This window comes from Burkholderia sp. SRS-25 (assembly GCF_004343765.1).
In the GTDB taxonomy this organism is placed as follows: Bacteria; Pseudomonadota; Gammaproteobacteria; order Burkholderiales; family Burkholderiaceae; genus Burkholderia; species Burkholderia contaminans.
Genome location: NZ_PTXM01000014.1, coordinates 254,536 through 271,949 on the forward strand (window position 1 = coordinate 254,536; position 17,414 = coordinate 271,949).

Consider the following 17,414-nt stretch of genomic DNA (forward strand, 5'->3'; position numbering starts at 1 on the left):
AACCGAGGTTCGCGCCAAAGAGAGACCGCTCGCTGAAGACGTCGCTGCCCCACCCATCCCGCTCAGAAAGAATGCCGCATCCCGATCCGCACGTCGGCCTGCGTCTGCGTCGTCGACGGCGTGAAGCTGTAGCCGATCACCGCATCGACGCCCTGCGACGCGCGCAGGTAATCGCCGGAGATGTAGATGTCGGTGCGCTTCGACAGCAGGTAGTGGAGGCCGGCCGTGCCCTGGTTCCAGTGGTGGCCTTCGAAGCGCGTGTGCTGGTAGCCCGCGATGAGGCTCAGCGCCGGCGTGAACTGGTACAGGCCGCCGCCTTCGTACACCTGCATGTGCGACGACTGGCCGAAGCCCTTGATCGTCGTGTACGAGTAGTTGGCGTCGAGCGTCAGCTTGCCGATCGTGTAGCTGGTGCCGATGCCGAACGTGCCCTGGCTGTCGACGTCCATCGCGGTGTTCGAGAACAGGTCGGTGCGTGCGCCGGTCGCCGGATCGACGGTGACGGTCTGCTGGCCGAGGAACGTGTGCGTGCCGATCATCGCGTACGGGTCGAACGCATAGATGCCGTTCGGGTTGTTCAGGCGCGTGTACGCGGCGCCGATCGAGAAGTCGCCCTTCGTGAAGCTTGCGCCCGCGCTCCATGCGCTGTTGCGGTGGAAGTTGCCCGCGACGTTGCCGAACGAATACATCGCGCCGAACTTGAAGCCGCTGAGATCGTTCGACAGGAACTTCACCGAGTTCGGCAGGCGGTCGCCGTTGAAGCGGTCGAAGTCGCCCTGGTGGATCGCATAGCCGCTGCCCCACGCCGAAATGTTGTAGATCGACACGAGTTCGTTCGTGATGTCGAGCTGGTTGCCGAACGACAGCGTGCCCCAGTCGTTCTGCAGGCCGACATACGCCTGGCGGCCGAATTCCGCGCCGCCGAAACCAAGTTGCCCGTTGCCGAGGTGGAAGCCGCTCTCGAGCGTGAACACGGCCTTCAGGCCGCCGCCCAGGTCTTCGGTGCCCTTGAGGCCGAAGCGGTTTCCGTAGGCGACGCCGTCATCGAACTTGACCACGTGCGAACCGCCCGTGTTGTTCACGTACGTGATGCCCGCGTCGAGAATCCCGTACAGCGTCACGCTGCTTTGCGCATGCCCGATGGCGGGAATACAGGCCGCGCATGCAAGCGCGGCGGCTACGGCAACTTTCTTTTGCTTCATTGTCGACCACCCTCCCTGAACCGTTCGATGGATAGAATCTCGTCCCGGCGCGTGCCGCGATGCGCCGGTGGATTCCAATTCAGACCGCCCCGCTGGCTTCGGCATTTCGTTTTCCGCAATAACGGAGCCATTGGCGAAAAATACAAACCCATATTTCGGGTCACCCGTCTGAAGGCGACACTAAATGGTCACGATGCGACGGATCGGGAAAACACGTAGACAGGCGGCACGGCAAAAAACCGGCCGCCCGGAGGGAGGGAATCAGCGACCGTCGAGGGCCGCGCGCACGGCCGGCAGGCCCGGTGCGCCGGCAGCCGTCGTCACGCCGTCGAGCCAGCCGGCGACCAGCGCGGGCTCGGCCTTCAGCGCATGCTGCGCCGCGAGCGCGGGCGAGGTCTTGTGGTCGAGCATGTCGGCGATCATCCGGTTCTCGACGTCGACGGAGAACGTCATCTGCCGGAACAGCCGCGCGAGGTTCGTGCACTGGCCGGCGAACCCGGCACGCGTGACCGTGTTGACCGTCGCGCCGCCGTAGTTCGGGCCGAAGTACGCATCGCCGCCCGACAGATACGTCAGATGAAACTTCGTGTTCATCAGATGCGGCTCCCACGCGAGAAAAACGATCCAGCGCTTGTCGCGCACCGCACGCTCGACCTGCGTGAGCATGCCCGTCTCGCTCGATTCGACGAGCGACCAGTTCGCGGAACCGAGCGCGTGGTCGGACAGCAGCCGCTTGATGTTCTGGTTCGCGGGCGCGCCGGGCTCGATCCCGTAGATCTTGCCGCCGAAGCGATCCGCGTAGCGCGCGAGATCGGTGAACGTATGCACGCCGGCGGCGGCCACGTAATCGGGCACGGCGAGCGTGAACTTCGCGCCGCTCAGGTTCGCGTGCAGCACGTCGATCGATTTCTCGTCGACGAACGGCTTCACGAGCGGCGCCTGTGCGGGCATCCAGTTGCCGAGAAAGACGTCGACCTGCCCTTTCTTGAGCCCCTGGTACGTGATCGGCACCGACAGGTTCGCCACGTCCTGCCGATAGCCGAGCGCCTTCAGCACGACGCCCGCCATCGCGTTCGTCGCGTCGATGTCGGTCCAGCCGGGCGCCGCCATCTTCACGTCGCTGCACGTCTGCGGATCGGCCGCATGCGCGGCCTGCGTCGTCATCAGGCACGCGGCGGCGGCGAGCGCCGCGCCGATCCTTCGGATTGCTGCATTGCGTTGCCGTTTCATGGTTCGCTTCCTCCGTCGTTCTTCAATGATCGCGATGCGGTACGCTCAGCGCCCGACTCGCGGAAACCGCGCCATTGCCTCTAGCGTGTCGAGCTCGATGTGATTGCGCATGTAGCGCTGGCTCGCGTCGGTGAACGGCTGCCAGTCCCACGCCTGGATGCGGCCCTGCGTCGTGGCCGCGTAATGGAAGCGCCGGCGCCGCTGGCTCGCGCGCACCTGCCGGTCCAGCTCTGGCAGGTTCCAGCGCTGCGCGGCTTGCGCGCGGAACGCGGCAAGCACGTCGGCCGCTTCCGGCGTGCCGGCCAGGTTCGTCAGCTCGCGCGGGTCGTCCGACAGGTTGTACAGCTGGTCGGGATCGAGCGGGCAATGCACGTACTTCCAGTCGCCGCTGCGGATCATCACGACCGGCGCAACCGCGCCTTCCGCCAGGTATTCACCGAGCGCAACGTCGTGCGCGGGCGTGCCGTGCAGGTGCGGCACGAGGCTCGCGCCGTCGACCGGGTCGGGCCAGCCGCCGGCCGGCGCGGCGCCGGCAAGGTCGACGAGCGTCGGCAGCAGGTCGACGTGCGACACGGGCCCACGCACGCGCGCGGCAGCGAAGCGGCCCGGCGCATGCACGATCAGCGGCACGCGGCAGCCGCCTTCGAAGAACGTCATCTTGTACCAGAGCCCGCGTTCGCCGAGCATGTCGCCGTGGTCGGACGTGACGATCACGATCGTATCGTCGGCGAACCCGCACTGTTCGAGCGCGGCCAGCACGCTGCCGAACTGCGCATCGACGTAGGACGTCGCGCCGTAATACGCGCGGCGCGCGGCGCGGATCTGCGCGTCGGTCGGCGGCGTGCGGTCGTTCTCGCAGACGAAGCGCAGCCGCTGCGAATGCGGGTCGCTTTCCGCCGCATCGAGTCGCACGGCCGGCATGTCGATCTCGTCGTCACGGTATTGATCCCAGTATTCGCGCGTGATCGCGTACGGGTCGTGCGGATGGGTCAGCGACACGACCATGCAGAACGACCGCGCATCGTGGCCGGCCGCGCGCTCGCGCGCGACGTCGTACAGCTTCTGCTTCGCGGCGAACGTGACTTCGTCGTCGAAATCGAGCTGGTTCGTGCGCACGCACGGCCCCGCCTCCAGCACCGAACTCATGTTGTGATACCAGCTCGGCCGCTCGGTCGGGCTGTCCCAGTCGGGCACCCAGCCGAAATCGGCCGGGTAGATGTCGGTCGTGAGCCGCTCCTCGAAGCCGTGCAGCTGATCTGGCCCGCAGAAATGCATCTTGCCGGACAGCATCGTGCGGTAGCCGCCCGCGCGCAGGTAGTGCGCGAACGTCAGCGTTTGCGCCGGCAATTCGGCGGCGTTATCGTAGGCGCCGATCCCCGACGGCAGCTTGCCCGTCAGCAGCGAGAAACGCGACGGCGCGCATAGCGGGCTCGCGCAGTACGCGGCGTCGAATACGACGCCTTGCGCGGCGAGACGGTCCAGCGTCGGCGTGCGCGCAACGCGATTGCCGTAGGCCGGCAGCGCAAACGGCGTGAGCTGGTCGGCCATCAGGATCAGGATGTTGGGTGTCGGGTTCGTCATCGGCTGTCGTGGGGAAAACGGTGTTCGAATGGAACGGTGCGCCGCTCGCGCAGCGGGATGTCCGGCATGACGGAAGCGGCTCGACGAAAGTGCCGCACGGGCAGGCCGTGCTGGCTAGAATCGCGGAATACGTTGCGCGCCGGCCGTGAAGCAGCTGTGAAGCAGGCCGTGAAGCGCAGGTGCCACACCGTCCGAAGCACTATCGCCCGCCCGAATTCGCGCGGGTAGGCGTCCAGCCCTTATGGGGCCATTAGAGAGGCTTATGTCGAAATCCGAACCGTTACCGTCGATGCAGGCGCTGCGCGCGTTCGAATCGGCCGCCCGGCTCGCGAGCTTCACGGCCGCCGCGCGCGAGCTCGGCTCGACGCAGCCGGCCGTGAGCCAGCAGGTGTTCCAGCTCGAAGCCGAACTGGGTGTACCGCTGTTCGAGCGCAGCCCGCGCGGCGTCACGCTGACGCCCGACGGCGAGTGCCTGTACGAAGCCGTGCGGCTGAGCCTCGATACGCTGCGCGGCGCGACCGCGACCCTGCGTGCGCGCCGCGAGCACGGTGCGCTCACGATCGTCACCGACTTCGGCTTCGCGACCTACTGGCTGATGCCGCGCCTGGCCGGGCTGAAGCGCGTGATGCCGGATGTCGACGTGCGCGTCGTCACGTCACAGGATTACGACGCGCAGCGCGACCATGGCGACATCGCGATCCTGTTCGGGGACGGCCATTGGCCATCGTGCACCGCCGCACGGCTCTTTCCGGAATCGGTCACGCCCGTCTGCTCGCCGGCGTTCCGCGACGCGCACCCGCACGTCGCGCGGGCCGAGCACCTGCTGGCCCTGCCGCTGCTGCACGTGCAGCCGACGCGGCCCGAGCGCTGGCTGTCGTGGTCCGGCTGGTTCGACGCGCACGGCCTCGATACGGTGGCCGCCGCGCGCGGCGTGACCTTCAACAGCTACGCGCTCGTGATCCACGCAGCGCTGCTCGGCGAAGGCGTCGCGCTCGGCTGGTCGCCGCTCGTCGACGAACTCGTCGCATCCGGGCAGCTCGTGAAGCTCGTCGACGCGCCGGTCGTCACGTCGCGCGGCTACTTCCTGGTGCGGCCGCCGCAGCGACCCGAGCCGGACGCGACCCACGTGTTCCGGCGCTGGCTGCTCGACGCTTGCGCGAGCGCGTGACGGGCCCTGCCCGCTCCTGCGCGCTGGCGCGCCGATACCAGCCACACGGCGCGTAGGTTCTATCCGCCCCGAAATCGTCCTGATTTACTTGAGCCTCCCGCTACCCGCGCGGCGCGGCGCTTTTGCGCGCTGCCGCACGGCCGTGCGCCCATGCCATCCGAGGAGTCTCATGACCGCCGAGCACCGCCCCGATCAATTCGTCCTGACACTGTCGTGCCCGAGCGCGGCCGGCCAGGTCGCCGCCGTCGTCGGCTTTCTCGACCGCCATCGCTGCTATGTCGATGCGCTTAACGTGTTCGACGACGATCTCAGCAACCGCTTCTTCGTGCGCTGCGTCTTTCATCCGACGGATGAAACGTTGCAGATCGACGCGCTGCGCCAGGAATTCGCGCCGATCGCGGCCGTGCTCGGCGGCGGTGAAAGCGACACGCAATGGGCAATCCATGACGTGAACGCGCGGCCGAAGGTGCTGATCATGGTGTCGAAGCTCGAGCACTGCCTCGCGGACCTGCTGTTCCGCTGGCGGATGGGCGAGCTGAAGATGGACATCGTCGGCATCGTGTCGAACCATCCCGACTTCGAGCCGCTCGCGGTGCAGCACGGGCTGCCGTTCCGCCACTTCCCGATCACGGCCGATACGAAGGCGCAGCAGGAAGCGCAGTGGCTCGACTTCTTCGAATCGAGCGGCGCCGAACTCGTGATCCTCGCGCGCTACATGCAGGTACTGTCGCAGGAGACGAGCGCGAAGCTCGCGAACCGCGCGATCAACATCCATCATTCGTTCCTGCCCGGCTTCAAGGGCGCAAAGCCGTATCACCAGGCGCATGCGCGCGGCGTGAAGCTGATCGGCGCGACCGCGCACTTCGTCACCGACGATCTCGACGAAGGTCCGATCATCGAGCAGGTCGTCGAGCGCGTCGATCATGCGCTGCGCCCGGAGCAACTGCTCGCGGTGGGGCGCGATGTCGAATCGCTCACGCTCGCGCGCGCGGTGAAGGCGTTCATCGAGCGGCGCGTGTTCCTGAACGGCGATCGAACGGTGGTGTTTCCGTAACGCACGAAGGCACGACGCTCATGTGGAAACCGACGGCACGCGCGCGGGCGTCGTGCCGATTCGACGCACCCTGCGCCGCAGGTACAGGTTGTTCAGGATCAGCGCCGCGCCGGTCAGGGCGGCGCCTGCGATCTGTGCATGATTCGGCACGACGCCCGTGAATGCGGAAACGGCGAATGCCGTAATGGGCACGATGTCCATGAACAGCACGCCGTTCATCGGTCCGAGAATCCGGTTGCCCGTCATCCACAGCAGGATCGCGCCGAAGCCGGCCACCGGCCCCATGTACGCAAGATGCGGAAGGACCGCATGCACCGCGGCGAGTGACGGTGCCGCGATCCGGTGCGTGACGATCAGCAGCAGGTTGACCGCGACGATCGTGGTCAAGCCGAGCCACGTCGTGAAGGCCGTGTATTTCAATGCCGACCAGCGGGTGAAGCGTGCCGCGCCGAACGTATAGACGACCCAGCACAACGCGCCGACGATGATCAGCGCGTTGGCCGCGTAGTGCTGCGGCTCGTGCAGTGCTGCAATCACGTCGCCGCGCGTGATGACGAGGGCCACGCCGGTAAAGGACAGCACGACGAACAGCACCGACACCGGCGCGGGCGCGATGCGCCGCACCACTGCATTGAGCAGGAGCCCCATCATCGGCTGCGTCGCCATCATGATCGACGCGGTCAGCGCGCCTTCGTCGCCGGCCAGTTGCTGGCCCAGGAATACGAACGATCCGAATCCGCAAAAACCGATCGACCCGAGCAGCCATGCGAGCGCCAGGGGCTCGCCTGCCGAACGGAATGCGCCGGGCCCTTCGACGATCCGCAGCAACGCAATGAAGCCCATGCCGGCGATCAGATAGCGCAGCGACGTGAACGTGAAGGGATCGATGTAGCGCAACGCATCGGTCATCACCGGAAACATCACGCCCATCAGGATCGTCGCGATCACACATGCCGCGATGCCTTTGCCGTACGCGCTCGCGGCAGGTGCTGCAGGAGTTGCGTTATTCATGACCGATCATTCCCAAATTAATTGAAAAATGATGCCGGTGCGACTGCGCGCAGCGGCAGCGTCGCATCGACCACCTTGCCGTTTTTGCCAGCCTTCATGGTCTCGATGCGGGCGTCGGGATTGCCTCACATTTGAAACCATTCATTCTCAAAATAATCAAAAAAATCAGGTCAGTGCCCGCATCGCGATATCGACGATCGATGCCAGCTCCGCCTCCGACGCACTCGACTTGCCCAGCACGCGCATGCCCTGGATCAGGCACAGCAGGAACCGGCCCACCTCTTCCGGATCGAGATTGCGGTCGAAATCGCCCGACTGCTGGCCGCGTGCAATGGCCAGGCTGAACTGCGTGCCGATGCGCAGCAAGGTCGATTCGATGTACGGACGGAGTGCGTCGTCGCCGGGCAGGAGTTCGACGGCAGAATTCGTGATGAAGCAGCCGCGTCGCTCCGACAGCCGGACACCGATTTTCGTGTAGTACAGCAGCGCGTCCCGGAGTGCCTGCCGCGGCGGCAGATCCACCGCGAGACGCTCCTTGAGCCGTGCGATCGCGCCTTCGGCGTAGCGGTCGAATGCGGCGATCAGCAACCCGTGCTTGTCACCGAACGTGCGGTACAGGCTGCCGCGAAAGACGCCTGTCGCCTCGCATAGTGCGTCGATCGACGTCGCGTGATACCCCTGCTCCCAGAACACGCGTGCTGCCGCGTCGATCACCTCGTCGGTGTCGAATTCGCGCGGGCGCCCCCTGTCGCGGGCGCCGGAGGATGTCGAGGTCGGGCTCATGGATGCCGATATTAGAACCGATCGTTCTCAAAATCAAGCGATCACGCTCCGTGAATGCGTCGCGCGCCGGCATGAATGACGAAAGCCCGACCGCTTGCCAGCGAGTCGGGCTTCATTGCCTGCCGCGATATCGATCGCAGCGTCCGTGTGCGGATTCCGGACGCCGCGCTCCGTTACACGGCTCGGCGCGTCACTTCACCCACGCAAAGTAATACGACAGCCAGATCGTCAGCCCCGCGCCGACCAGCGCAACGTAAGGCATCAGGTTCAGCCACATCGCGCGCTTCGGCACTTCGAGCTCCATGTCGCGCTGCATCTGCCCGGGGAACCGGCCGCGATCCTGCCAGTAGTGGCGGAACAGGAACACCGGCACGATCAGCAGCATCGCGATCAGCCCGTTTCGCAGCGTGCCCTCACCTTGCAGGTTCGCGCCCGCGCCGACATATACGAGGTTCGCATATCCGCAGATCGCGCCGCCGACGAGCAGCCACGTCGGGCAGCGGAACGGCCGATCCCAGTTGCCGCGATCCATCCGGTGGATCCAGCCCGACTGAAGATTCAGGAATACGAACAGCATGTAGCAGACGTTCGAGATCGACAGCACCGTCATGTAGTCCGACATCATCAGCAACACGAGGTTGAAGCCGAGATCGGTCCACATCGCGCGCGTGGGCGAGCCGTGCTCGTTCACGTGCGACAGGTACTTCGGCAGCCAGCCGTCGACCGATGCCTGGTACAGCGTGCGCGACGAGCCCATCATCGACGTCATCACGATCAGCAGGATCGACAGCATCAGCATCACGACGACCGCATTCGCAACCCACGCGCCACCGCCGACGATCTTCGCCATCGCAGCCGCGACGCCGGTGCCGTCGCCGATCGCCGGATCGAGCATCGCCTGCGTGCCGAGCGCGCCCTGGAACGCCATCGGCACGAGCGTCATCACGACGAGGCACAGCGCGCCCGACCAGAAGATCGCCTTGGCGGTGTCGCGCCGCGGGTCACGGAATTCACGCGTGTAGCAGACGGCCGTCTCGAAGCCGTACGACGCCCAGCCGGCCATGAACATCGCGCCGAGCGCCATCGTGACGCCCTGCCCGTTCCACGAGCCGAACGTCGCGGCCGTGAGATTGCCGTTCGCGTCGTGACCGAGCGGCAGCAGCGGGAGCAGGTTCGACATCGGCACGTCGCCCGTGATGAACGGCACGATGCCGACGATCAACAGCGGCGTGAGCGACGCGATGCCGAGAATGCGCTGCGTGCGCGCAGCCTTCGATGCACCGCTGTGCTGAAGCTTGAACGTGATGAGAAGCAGGATCGTCGCGATGATGAACGTCGCATTGATCCGCAGGGAAAGACCCGGCTTGATGAACCCGAGATCCGCAACCTTGAGCTGCCAGTGCAGCACCGCCGCATCGGCGGGAAAGAGGCTCGTGAGCGCATAGCTCGCCGCGAGGCCGCAGCCGAGCGCGAGCATCGGCGACCACGCGAGCCAGTTGCACCACACGGAAACCGGGGCAATCAGCTTGCTGTAACGGACCCAGCCGATCGCGCCATACACGGACGCGCCGCCCGATTTATGGGGAAATAGCCCCGATATTTCCGCATAAGTCGCGCTTTGAACCAGCCCCATCGTGATCGCGGCGATCCAGATCGCCCACGCGGGCTGGCCAATCGTCGCGCATACGCCGCCGATCGTGAACAGCACGCCTGCCGGCACGCCGCTCGTTACCCAAAAAGCGTCTTTCCAGGTCAGGCCACGATGCAGCGTGTGGCCCGTCGAATCATGTGAGATGGTTGCCTCAACATCACTGGTGCGATTCGCACGCAGTCCTGCCTGACTCATCCAATTCCTCCTGTGATGACTCTGCACAAGGGCGCTAGTGTAACAACTTACGCACTTTTCTGCAGAATCAAAAAAATAATTCCGGGATAAGGTCGAGTCGCAGTGCGATTATTTCGCATTCCTTCCAACCTTTCCCGGACTGTCTCTTCATCTTGTTATTGCGGCGAATCGCCGCGGTCTTACTGTGCGCCTTCGGTCCACGTGTTCACGCGGTCGGCATGGGCCGCGATCCACGCATCGGCTGCCGCTTCCGGCTTCGAGCCGTTCTGGATCGCCAGCATCACGCTGTCGATTTCACCCGGCTTCCACTGGAATTTCTTCAGGAACGCGACCACCGGCTTCGCCTTCGCTTCGAGCCCCGGATTCACGACGCTGTCGACGTGCTCCGCGCCGCCGAACACCTTCTTCGGATCCTCGAGGAAGCGCAGCTTCCACTTCGCGAACATCCAGTGCGGCGCCCAGCCCGTCACGATGACCGGCTTGTTCGCATTGACCGAACGCGACAGCTCGGCCGTCATCGCGCTGCCCGAGCTCGGCATCAGCGTGTAGTTCAGCCCGTAGCTCTTGATCGCGTCGTCGGTCTTGCGCATCACGCCTGCACCCGCATCGATGCCGACGATCCGGCCGCCGAAGCTCGCCTTCTCCGCGTTCAGGTCGTCGATGCTCTTCGCCTTCACGTACGCGGGCACGATCAGGCCGATCTTTGCATCCGGAAAATTCGCGCCGAGGTCGACGACCTTGGCCTTGTATTCATCCCAGTACGAGCCGTGCGTGACCGGCAGCCACGCGGACAGCGTCGCATCGAGATCGCCGCGCGCGACGCCCTGCCACATGATCCCGGCAGCGACCGGCACGAGCTTCACTTCGTAGCCGAGCTTCTTCTCGATGACGCGGGCCGCGACGTTCGACGTCGCCACGCTGTCGTCCCAGCCTTCGACGTAGCCGATCTTCAGCGTCGGCTTCGTATCGGCAAGTGCAGACGCGCTCAGCGCCACCATGGCCGACAGTGCGCCGGTCCACAACAATTTTCCGAACAGCTTCATGGTCGATCTCCTTGAAATGCGCACCGTGCGCGTGGTCTCTCTAGGTTCTTCAACCACAAATCCGCGGTATCGTTGTTTTCCGACGGATGCTTGTCCGGACGCGACGCGCCCGGACAGCCGATGGCGTATTGCGACTACTTGTCGATCACGAGATCCGACAGCGGCTTGCTGCAGCACAGCAGCACCATCCCCTGGTCGATCTCGCGCTGGCGGATGCCGCCGTTGTGCTTCATTTCGACCTGCCCCGATACGAGCTTCACCTTGCAGGTGCCGCACATGCCCTGCGTGCACGATGCCGGCAGCCGCACGCCCGACTGGCGAGCCGCATCCAGCACGTGCTGCTCCGAACCGCACGCAATCTCGCGATTGCTCTTCGCGAAGCTGACCGTGTACTGCTTCGTTTCGGTGTCGGTGTCGGCGCCGTCGGCCGGCGGGGCGAGATCGGCGAGCAGTTCGTCGCTTGCGGTTTCGGCAAGCGTTTCGAACGAGAAGCTCTCCTCGTGATACTGCTTGCGATCGAAGCCGGCTTCGTCGAGCAGGTCGCGCACGGCCTTCATGTACGGTGCGGGGCCGCACGTGAAGATCTCGCGCTCCATGAAATCCGGTGCGATCAGCTTCAGCAGCGGCAGCGTCAGGAAGCCCGTGACGCCCGGCCAGTTGGTGCGTGCGCCGACGCGCTCGACGACGAACGACGTGCGGAAGTTCGTATGGTTCGACGCGATCAGGTCGAGCTCGCGCGCGAAGATGATGTCGTCCGGCGTGCGCGCGCTGTGCACGAACAGGATGTCGCGATCCTCCGCGAGATCATGGTGCGCGCGGCTCATCGACATCAGCGGCGTGACGCCCGAACCGGCCGACAGGAACAGGTACTTGCGCGCCGGATGCCGTGCGCACGTGAATTCGCCGGCCGGGCCGAGCACGCGCACCGCGGCGCCCGGCTGCAGGTTGTCGTGCAGCCAGTTCGACACCTTGCCGCCCGGCACGCGCTTCACCGTGATCGACACCGTGTGCGGCCGCGCCGGCGACGACGAGATCGTGTAGCAGCGGTTGATCGTTTCACCGTCGATGTCGAGCTCGAGCGTGAGGAACTGCCCGGGCTCGAACGAGAACGCGCGGCCCTGCGGCGAACGGAAGAAGAAGCTCTTCACGTCGTGCGTTTCCTGCCGCACGTGGCAGCACACCAGCGTTTCCTCGACGTCGCTCGTCCAGCGCTCGGGAAGGCCATTCCAGAACGCCGGGCGCGTCACCCGGCTGTCCGTCGGCTCGAAATTGGCCGCATCTCGCATCATGTCTTGCTCCGCTTGTCCGCTGCTCAGTACTACGCGCCGGTTTTTTCGGCGAGCCGGCCGATGTACCAGGCCGAGAATTTTTCGACGAGACCTTCCGTGAACGGCGAATACGGACCCGGCTCGTACGCGCTGCTGGTCGCGCCGCGCTGCGAGAACTCGACGAGCGCGCGATCCTGATCGTTGGTCGCGTTCCACACGGCCGTGAGGTTCTTCACGTCGTAGTCGATGCCTTCCTTCGCGTCCTTGTGCACGAGCCACTTCGTGCGCACGAGCGTCTTGCCGGCCGACAGCGGGATCACCGAGAACGTCACGATGTGATCGCTCATGAAGTGGTGCCACGAGTTCGGCTGCGTCCAGAACGACAGCCCGCCGAGGTCCGCCTTGTCGAAGCCGCCGAGCAGCTTCTTCGACGCGACCTTCGCATCGAGCGTCTGCGATTCGCCGTGGCGATCGAGCGGCAGGCGCTGCGTGCGGAAGCCCGTCACGTCGAGCAGCTTCTCGATCTCTTCGGACGGCAGGCCCATCTCGGCCCACTCCTTCCCGCGCCGCACGCAGGTTTCCGCGAATGCATCCATGCCTTCGGCGTTGGCGTCGGAGCGCTGGTAGCCGAAGCCGTATTCGTACAGCGAGATGGTGAGCTCCGGATGGTTCGCGACGCAGTGATAGCACTCGCGGTTGTTCTCCATCGTGAGCTTCCAGTTGCCTTCCTCGATGATGTCGACCTGCGCGGCGATCTTCGCGTTCGGCAGATCGTGCGGCAGCAGGTACGGCTCCATCTCGGCGCGCAGTTGCGCGAAGTCGGCGGGCGGCTCGTCGGCGAGGCAGACGAAGATCAGGCCCGCGAGGTTCTCGACGTGCACCGACTTCAGGCTGTGCTTGCAGCGGTCGAACTTCTCGCCCATGTGCTCGGCGAACATCAGCTGGCCCGTCAGGTTGTAGGTCCAGCTGTGGTACGGGCACACGATGTTGCCGACCGAGCCCTTGTCCTCGTTGCACAGGCGCGCGCCGCGGTGACGGCACACGTTGTGGAACGCGCGGATCGCCATGTCGTCGTCGCGCACGATCAGGATCGAATCGCTCCCCAGTTCCACGGTCACGTAGTCGCCCGGCTCCGGAATGTCCGGCTCGACCGCCACCTGGATCCAGTGCTGGCGGAAAATCGCCTCCATGTCGAGCGCGAAGATTTCCTCGCTCGTGTAGAACGGTGCCTCGAGGCTGTAGCCTTCCTTGCGCCGCTCGATCAATGCACGAATGTCTGCCGATACTTTCATCGTTTGCTCCGGATTCCTTGCATCCCTGGGTTCTTGCCGACAGGCATCAAAATCAGTAGTCGATGAGCTGATGCTCGCGCAAATACGCGAGGATCACTTGTGCTTTTTCGACTGAACTCCCTTCATTTACGACGTTGCCGCCACGGCTTTCGGTCGTCGTCGCGGACAGCATCCGGGCATGCCCGGAGCGCTTCTCGGCGGCGACCAGTTTTACGGGTTTACGCTCGATCGGACCGACCGTCCACGCGGCCGCGTCGGCGTCCGCACCGGGCGCCGCGAGCGCCGGCCGGATCGCGCCGGCGCGCAGCCGCGCATACGCATAGCGCGGCTCGGCATTGGCGAGCGGATGAACGGCGACGACGGCCGGCAGCGCCGCGTCCACGCGCCGCCGCAGCCCTTTCGGCAAAAATTGCCGGACCGCCGCGCGGCCGCCGTCGACCGTCACGTCGACGGCCGAGCCGACGAGCGGATAGCCGAGCGCCGCCGCGACGCGGTAAGGCAGCATCCCGGTGTCGTACGCGCCCTCGGCGCGCGTGCCGGTCAGCACGAGGTCGTAGCCCTCGACGCGCGCGGCGAGCGCATGCACGGCGTCGTCGCCGTCGCGGCAGGCCAGTACCTCGACCTCCCGCGCGCCGAGCGCGAGATATTCGGCAAGCGCCGTATTCGCGGGGTCGCCCGCATGGATCACGTCGAGCGTCGCGCGATGCCGCTCCGCGAGCTGGCGGCCGGTTTCGAGCGCGGCCGCGTCGTTGCGGCTATAGCGCGCGACGCCGCTGACCGGATGGCGGCCGACGGACACGAGCACCGCAATGCGTTGCAAGGGGCGGGGGGCGTTCATGCGGCAACTCCTTCCGGTTCACGGGTGCCGACCGCGGCCGGCGATTCGCCACGCGCGGCGCGCGCGGCCTGCACCTGTTCGATCAGTGCGGCGATCGTGCCTTGCGCGTCGCCCACCACCGTCAGGTTCGCGCGCTTCGCGATCGGCGCACTGCCGTCGAGGTTCACCGCGATCACGTGGCGGCAGTCCTTGATCCCCTGCAGGTGCTGCACCGCGCCCGAGATGCCGAACGCGATGTACACGCTCGCCTCGACCGTCTTGCCGGTTGCACCCACCTGCTTGTCACGCGTGAAGTGACCGTTGTCGACCGCGACGCGGCTCGCGCCGATCGCCGCGCCGAACACGCCGGCCAGCCGCTCGAACGCGCCGATGTCGGACACGCCGTTGCCGGCCGACACGATGAAATCGGCTTCCTCGAGCGCGACCTGGGCCGCATCGATTTCGTCGAGACCGAGATCGCGATACGGTTGTGCGCCGTCATGGGCGGGGCGGATGAAGTCGGCGGCGAGACGCTCGCCCGCGCCGACGAACGGCAGCTTCGCGTCGACCGCGTTCTGCGCGAGCAGGATCACGTCGGGCAGCGCGCGGGTGGCAAACGCGCGCCCGGCCTGCGCATACGCGCCGACATGTTTCGCGTCGATCTCGACGACGTGCGCCGCGACGCTCGCGCCGGCAGCCGCCGCGTAGCGCCGGCCGAGATCGCCGTCGCCCGTCGCGTTGTCGGGCACGAACACGTGTTTCGGCGCGAGGGCCGCCACGCATGCCTGCAGCGCTTGCAATTCGCTTTCAGGGTCGAACGCACGCCGATCAAAACCGGCGAGTTCAAGCAGCTTGTCGACGCCCAGTTCGGCCACGTCGTCCTTCAGCTCGCCGAACGCGAGCAACGCGACTTCGGTCTGCGCATCGGCGAGCAATGCGGCGGCGGCGATTGCCTGCCGAGAATGATCGTCGAGCGCGCCGCGTTCGCCGTGCGCGACGACCAGCATCACATGCTTCGGATCCTGCACCGCGCGGCGCGGCTTGGCAGCCGCTGCGCCATGACCGTGCGCGAGCCCGTGCACGGCGTTCGCATCGGCGCTGCCTTCCTCGCCGAGCGTGATGCGCTTCAGGCCGGCGGCCGTGATGATGAACGGCCGGCGCGGATCGATTCGTTTGATCGTGTTCATCGATTCACTCCAGCGAGGCGGCAACGAGTTCAGCCACGTCGAGCACGTCGGGGCGCGGACCCACGACGCCTTCGAGCATCGCCGTGCAGTTCGGGCAGGCAACCGCGACCACGTCCGCGCCGATCGTGCGTGCGTCGGCGATACGGATGTCGGGGATGCGTTGCTTGCCGGGGATATCGGTCAGCGGCGCACCGCCGCCACCGCCGCAGCAGCGGCCGCGCATGCCGTTGCGCTCCATCTCGACGACCTGGATGCCGATCGTCTTCAGCAGCTTGCGCGGCGCTTCCGTTTCGCCGTTGTAGCGGCCGAGGTAGCACGGGTCGTGATACGTGGTGCGCTTGTCCTGCAGCGCTTCGACGGCCTTCGGCGCGATCTTGCCGCTTTCGGCCAGCTCCGCGAGGAAGGTCGTGTGGTGCTTGACCGTCACGCGCAGCCCGAGCGCACGGTACTCGTTGCGCAGGCTGTGCATCACGTGCGGGTCGGCCGTCACGATCTGCTTGTACGACAGCGTGCCGAGCGTGCCGATCAGGCGCTTCGCCATCTGCTGGAACGTCGCTTCGTCACCGAGCCGGCGGGCGACGTCGCCCGTGTCGGTCTCGGTCGAGCCGAGCACCGCGTAATCGACGCCTGCCTTGTTCAACACCTTGACGAACGCACGCAGCGTGCGCTGGTAGCGCATGTCGAACGCGCCTTCGCCCGCGACGAACAGCACGTCGACCGGCTTGCCGGGTTGCGCGACCGGCGCGCTCAGGTCGACCGACCAGTCGTAGCGCGCGGCCGTGTCGTAGCCGCCCATCGTGCCCGTCTCGCGCAGGTTCGCGAGCACTTCCTGGCCCTTGCCCGGCACCGTGCCGTGCACGAGCGTGCGGTTGCGGCGCATGTCGACGATCGCGTCGACGTGCTCGATCAGCATCGGGCATTCCTGCACGCATGCGCGGCAGGTGGTGCACGACCACAGCGTCTGCTCCTCGATCAGGCCGGATACGATCGGGCCGTTCGGCTCGCCGCGATGCTGGCCGACCGGAATGCCCGGCGACGGGCTGCCCGCGTATGCCGCATCGGTGCCACCGGCCATCCCGACCACGAGATCCTGAATCAGCTTCTTCGGGTTCAGCGGCTGGCCCGACGCGAACGCGGGGCACGCGGCTTCGCACTTGCCGCACTGCACGCAGGCGTCGAAGCTCAGCAGCTGGTTCCAGCGGAATTCGACCGGCTTCGCGACGCCGTACTCCTGATGCTCGATGTCCGGCAGCTTCAGCGCGGTCGGCGGCGTGGCCGTGCCGTTGCCCGTGAACGATTCGCGGGTAGCCGCGAAGCGCTCCTGGCGCGGGTGGAAGGCCAGGTGCAGGAGACCTGCGATCGCGTGCTTCATCGGGCCGCCCTTCGCGGCGCCGACCGTCATCGTGAATGCGCCGACACCGATCAGCACCGCGCAGAGCACCGCGAACGCTCCCGACATCGCGCCGGTCGGCACCAGCATGAACAGCACGAGGCCGAGCGCGAACGAGCCGAGCAGCCAGGGCAGCGTATTCCACGGGCCGCGCGACAGGCGGGCCGGCACGTCCTTGGCCGCGCGGCGGCGCCACACGAACACCGCGCCGACCAGCATCGCGAGCGCCGCGAGGAAGATCAGCTTGTCGAGCCACGGCGAGTAGATCGCGAGGCCGTAGTTGATGAACACCAGCGCAAGCGCGCCGATCGCGCCGCCGGCGGTCGCGACGTGCGTCTTCGCGATGTACGGATCCCGGGCGACCACATGGTGCAGGTCGACGAAGTAGCGCTTCGGGATCGCGAACAGGTTCGCGACGCCGAACGAGCCGGGCGCGGTGGCCCGGCCCAGACGCCAGTAGGACGAGCGCTTCGCGACCGCGAACGCGAGCCCCGCCACCGACAGCCACAACAGGGCGGTAATGAGGAAGGACGGGTTCATCG

The 17,414-nt window shown here is 66.2% G+C and carries 14 protein-coding genes; 2 read left to right on the forward strand and 12 right to left on the reverse strand.

The window, feature by feature from the left end; translation table 11 throughout:
* Positions 1 to 62 precede the first annotated feature (62 nt).
* From C5O79_RS20580 to betC, 3 genes are all read right to left on the reverse strand, one after another.
* On the reverse strand, positions 63 to 1,202 hold the full coding sequence (locus C5O79_RS20580; RefSeq protein WP_046549593.1) for a porin: 1,140 nt from the start codon (positions 1,200 to 1,202) through the stop codon (positions 63 to 65).
* A gap of 261 nt (positions 1,203 to 1,463) precedes the next feature.
* Positions 1,464 to 2,432 carry a choline ABC transporter substrate-binding protein gene (choX, locus tag C5O79_RS20585; protein ID WP_122476597.1) on the reverse strand — a complete coding sequence of 323 codons (969 nt, stop codon included), beginning with the start codon at positions 2,430 to 2,432 and terminating at the stop codon, positions 1,464 to 1,466.
* A gap of 45 nt (positions 2,433 to 2,477) precedes the next feature.
* Complete coding sequence (betC, locus tag C5O79_RS20590; RefSeq protein WP_122476600.1) at positions 2,478 to 4,013, reverse strand: choline-sulfatase; 1,536 nt, start codon at positions 4,011 to 4,013, stop codon at positions 2,478 to 2,480.
* A gap of 262 nt (positions 4,014 to 4,275) precedes the next feature.
* Between betC and C5O79_RS20600 the strand changes: the two genes are divergently transcribed.
* Positions 4,276 to 5,181 carry a LysR family transcriptional regulator gene (locus tag C5O79_RS20600; RefSeq protein ID WP_046549596.1) on the forward strand — a complete coding sequence of 302 codons (906 nt, stop codon included), beginning with the start codon at positions 4,276 to 4,278 and terminating at the stop codon, positions 5,179 to 5,181.
* Between the two features lie 169 nt (positions 5,182 to 5,350).
* A complete protein-coding gene (gene purU / locus C5O79_RS20605) occupies positions 5,351 to 6,235 on the forward strand; it encodes a formyltetrahydrofolate deformylase (RefSeq protein WP_046549597.1) in 885 nt (294 codons plus the stop codon).
* A gap of 18 nt (positions 6,236 to 6,253) precedes the next feature.
* On the opposite strand, the gene C5O79_RS20610 is transcribed toward purU, so the two are convergent.
* The 9 genes from C5O79_RS20610 to C5O79_RS20650 form a co-directional block, all read right to left on the reverse strand.
* Positions 6,254 to 7,246: a DMT family transporter gene (locus C5O79_RS20610; RefSeq protein ID WP_122476603.1), complete on the reverse strand. Its 993-nt coding sequence runs from the start codon at positions 7,244 to 7,246 to the stop codon at positions 6,254 to 6,256.
* A 165-nt stretch (positions 7,247 to 7,411) separates the two neighbouring features.
* Positions 7,412 to 8,029, reverse strand: a complete 618-nt coding sequence (locus C5O79_RS20615; RefSeq protein WP_122476605.1) for a TetR/AcrR family transcriptional regulator — start codon at positions 8,027 to 8,029, stop codon at positions 7,412 to 7,414.
* Positions 8,030 to 8,219: 190 nt separating this feature from the next.
* Positions 8,220 to 9,875, reverse strand: coding sequence for an APC family permease (locus C5O79_RS20620; protein ID WP_046549600.1), 1,656 nt, complete (start codon positions 9,873 to 9,875; stop codon positions 8,220 to 8,222).
* 179 nt (positions 9,876 to 10,054) lie between these two features.
* The gene (locus C5O79_RS20625; protein WP_046549601.1) at positions 10,055 to 10,918 is read right to left on the reverse strand and encodes a glycine betaine ABC transporter substrate-binding protein; all 864 of its coding nucleotides are present in this window, start codon (positions 10,916 to 10,918) and stop codon (positions 10,055 to 10,057) included.
* Between the two features lie 134 nt (positions 10,919 to 11,052).
* On the reverse strand, positions 11,053 to 12,207 hold the full coding sequence (locus C5O79_RS20630) for a hybrid-cluster NAD(P)-dependent oxidoreductase (protein WP_122476608.1): 1,155 nt from the start codon (positions 12,205 to 12,207) through the stop codon (positions 11,053 to 11,055).
* 29 nt (positions 12,208 to 12,236) lie between these two features.
* Positions 12,237 to 13,478, reverse strand: coding sequence for an aromatic ring-hydroxylating dioxygenase subunit alpha (locus C5O79_RS20635; protein WP_046549603.1), 1,242 nt, complete (start codon positions 13,476 to 13,478; stop codon positions 12,237 to 12,239).
* 52 nt (positions 13,479 to 13,530) lie between these two features.
* The gene (locus C5O79_RS20640; RefSeq protein WP_039369576.1) at positions 13,531 to 14,316 is read right to left on the reverse strand and encodes an electron transfer flavoprotein subunit beta/FixA family protein; all 786 of its coding nucleotides are present in this window, start codon (positions 14,314 to 14,316) and stop codon (positions 13,531 to 13,533) included.
* The gene (locus C5O79_RS20645; protein ID WP_046549605.1) at positions 14,313 to 15,482 is read right to left on the reverse strand and encodes an electron transfer flavoprotein subunit alpha/FixB family protein; all 1,170 of its coding nucleotides are present in this window, start codon (positions 15,480 to 15,482) and stop codon (positions 14,313 to 14,315) included. The genes C5O79_RS20640 and C5O79_RS20645 overlap by 4 nt, the downstream gene beginning before the upstream one ends.
* A gap of 4 nt (positions 15,483 to 15,486) precedes the next feature.
* Positions 15,487 to 17,412, reverse strand: coding sequence for a (Fe-S)-binding protein (locus tag C5O79_RS20650; protein WP_046549606.1), 1,926 nt, complete (start codon positions 17,410 to 17,412; stop codon positions 15,487 to 15,489).
* Between the last annotated feature and the right edge of the window lie 2 nt (positions 17,413 to 17,414).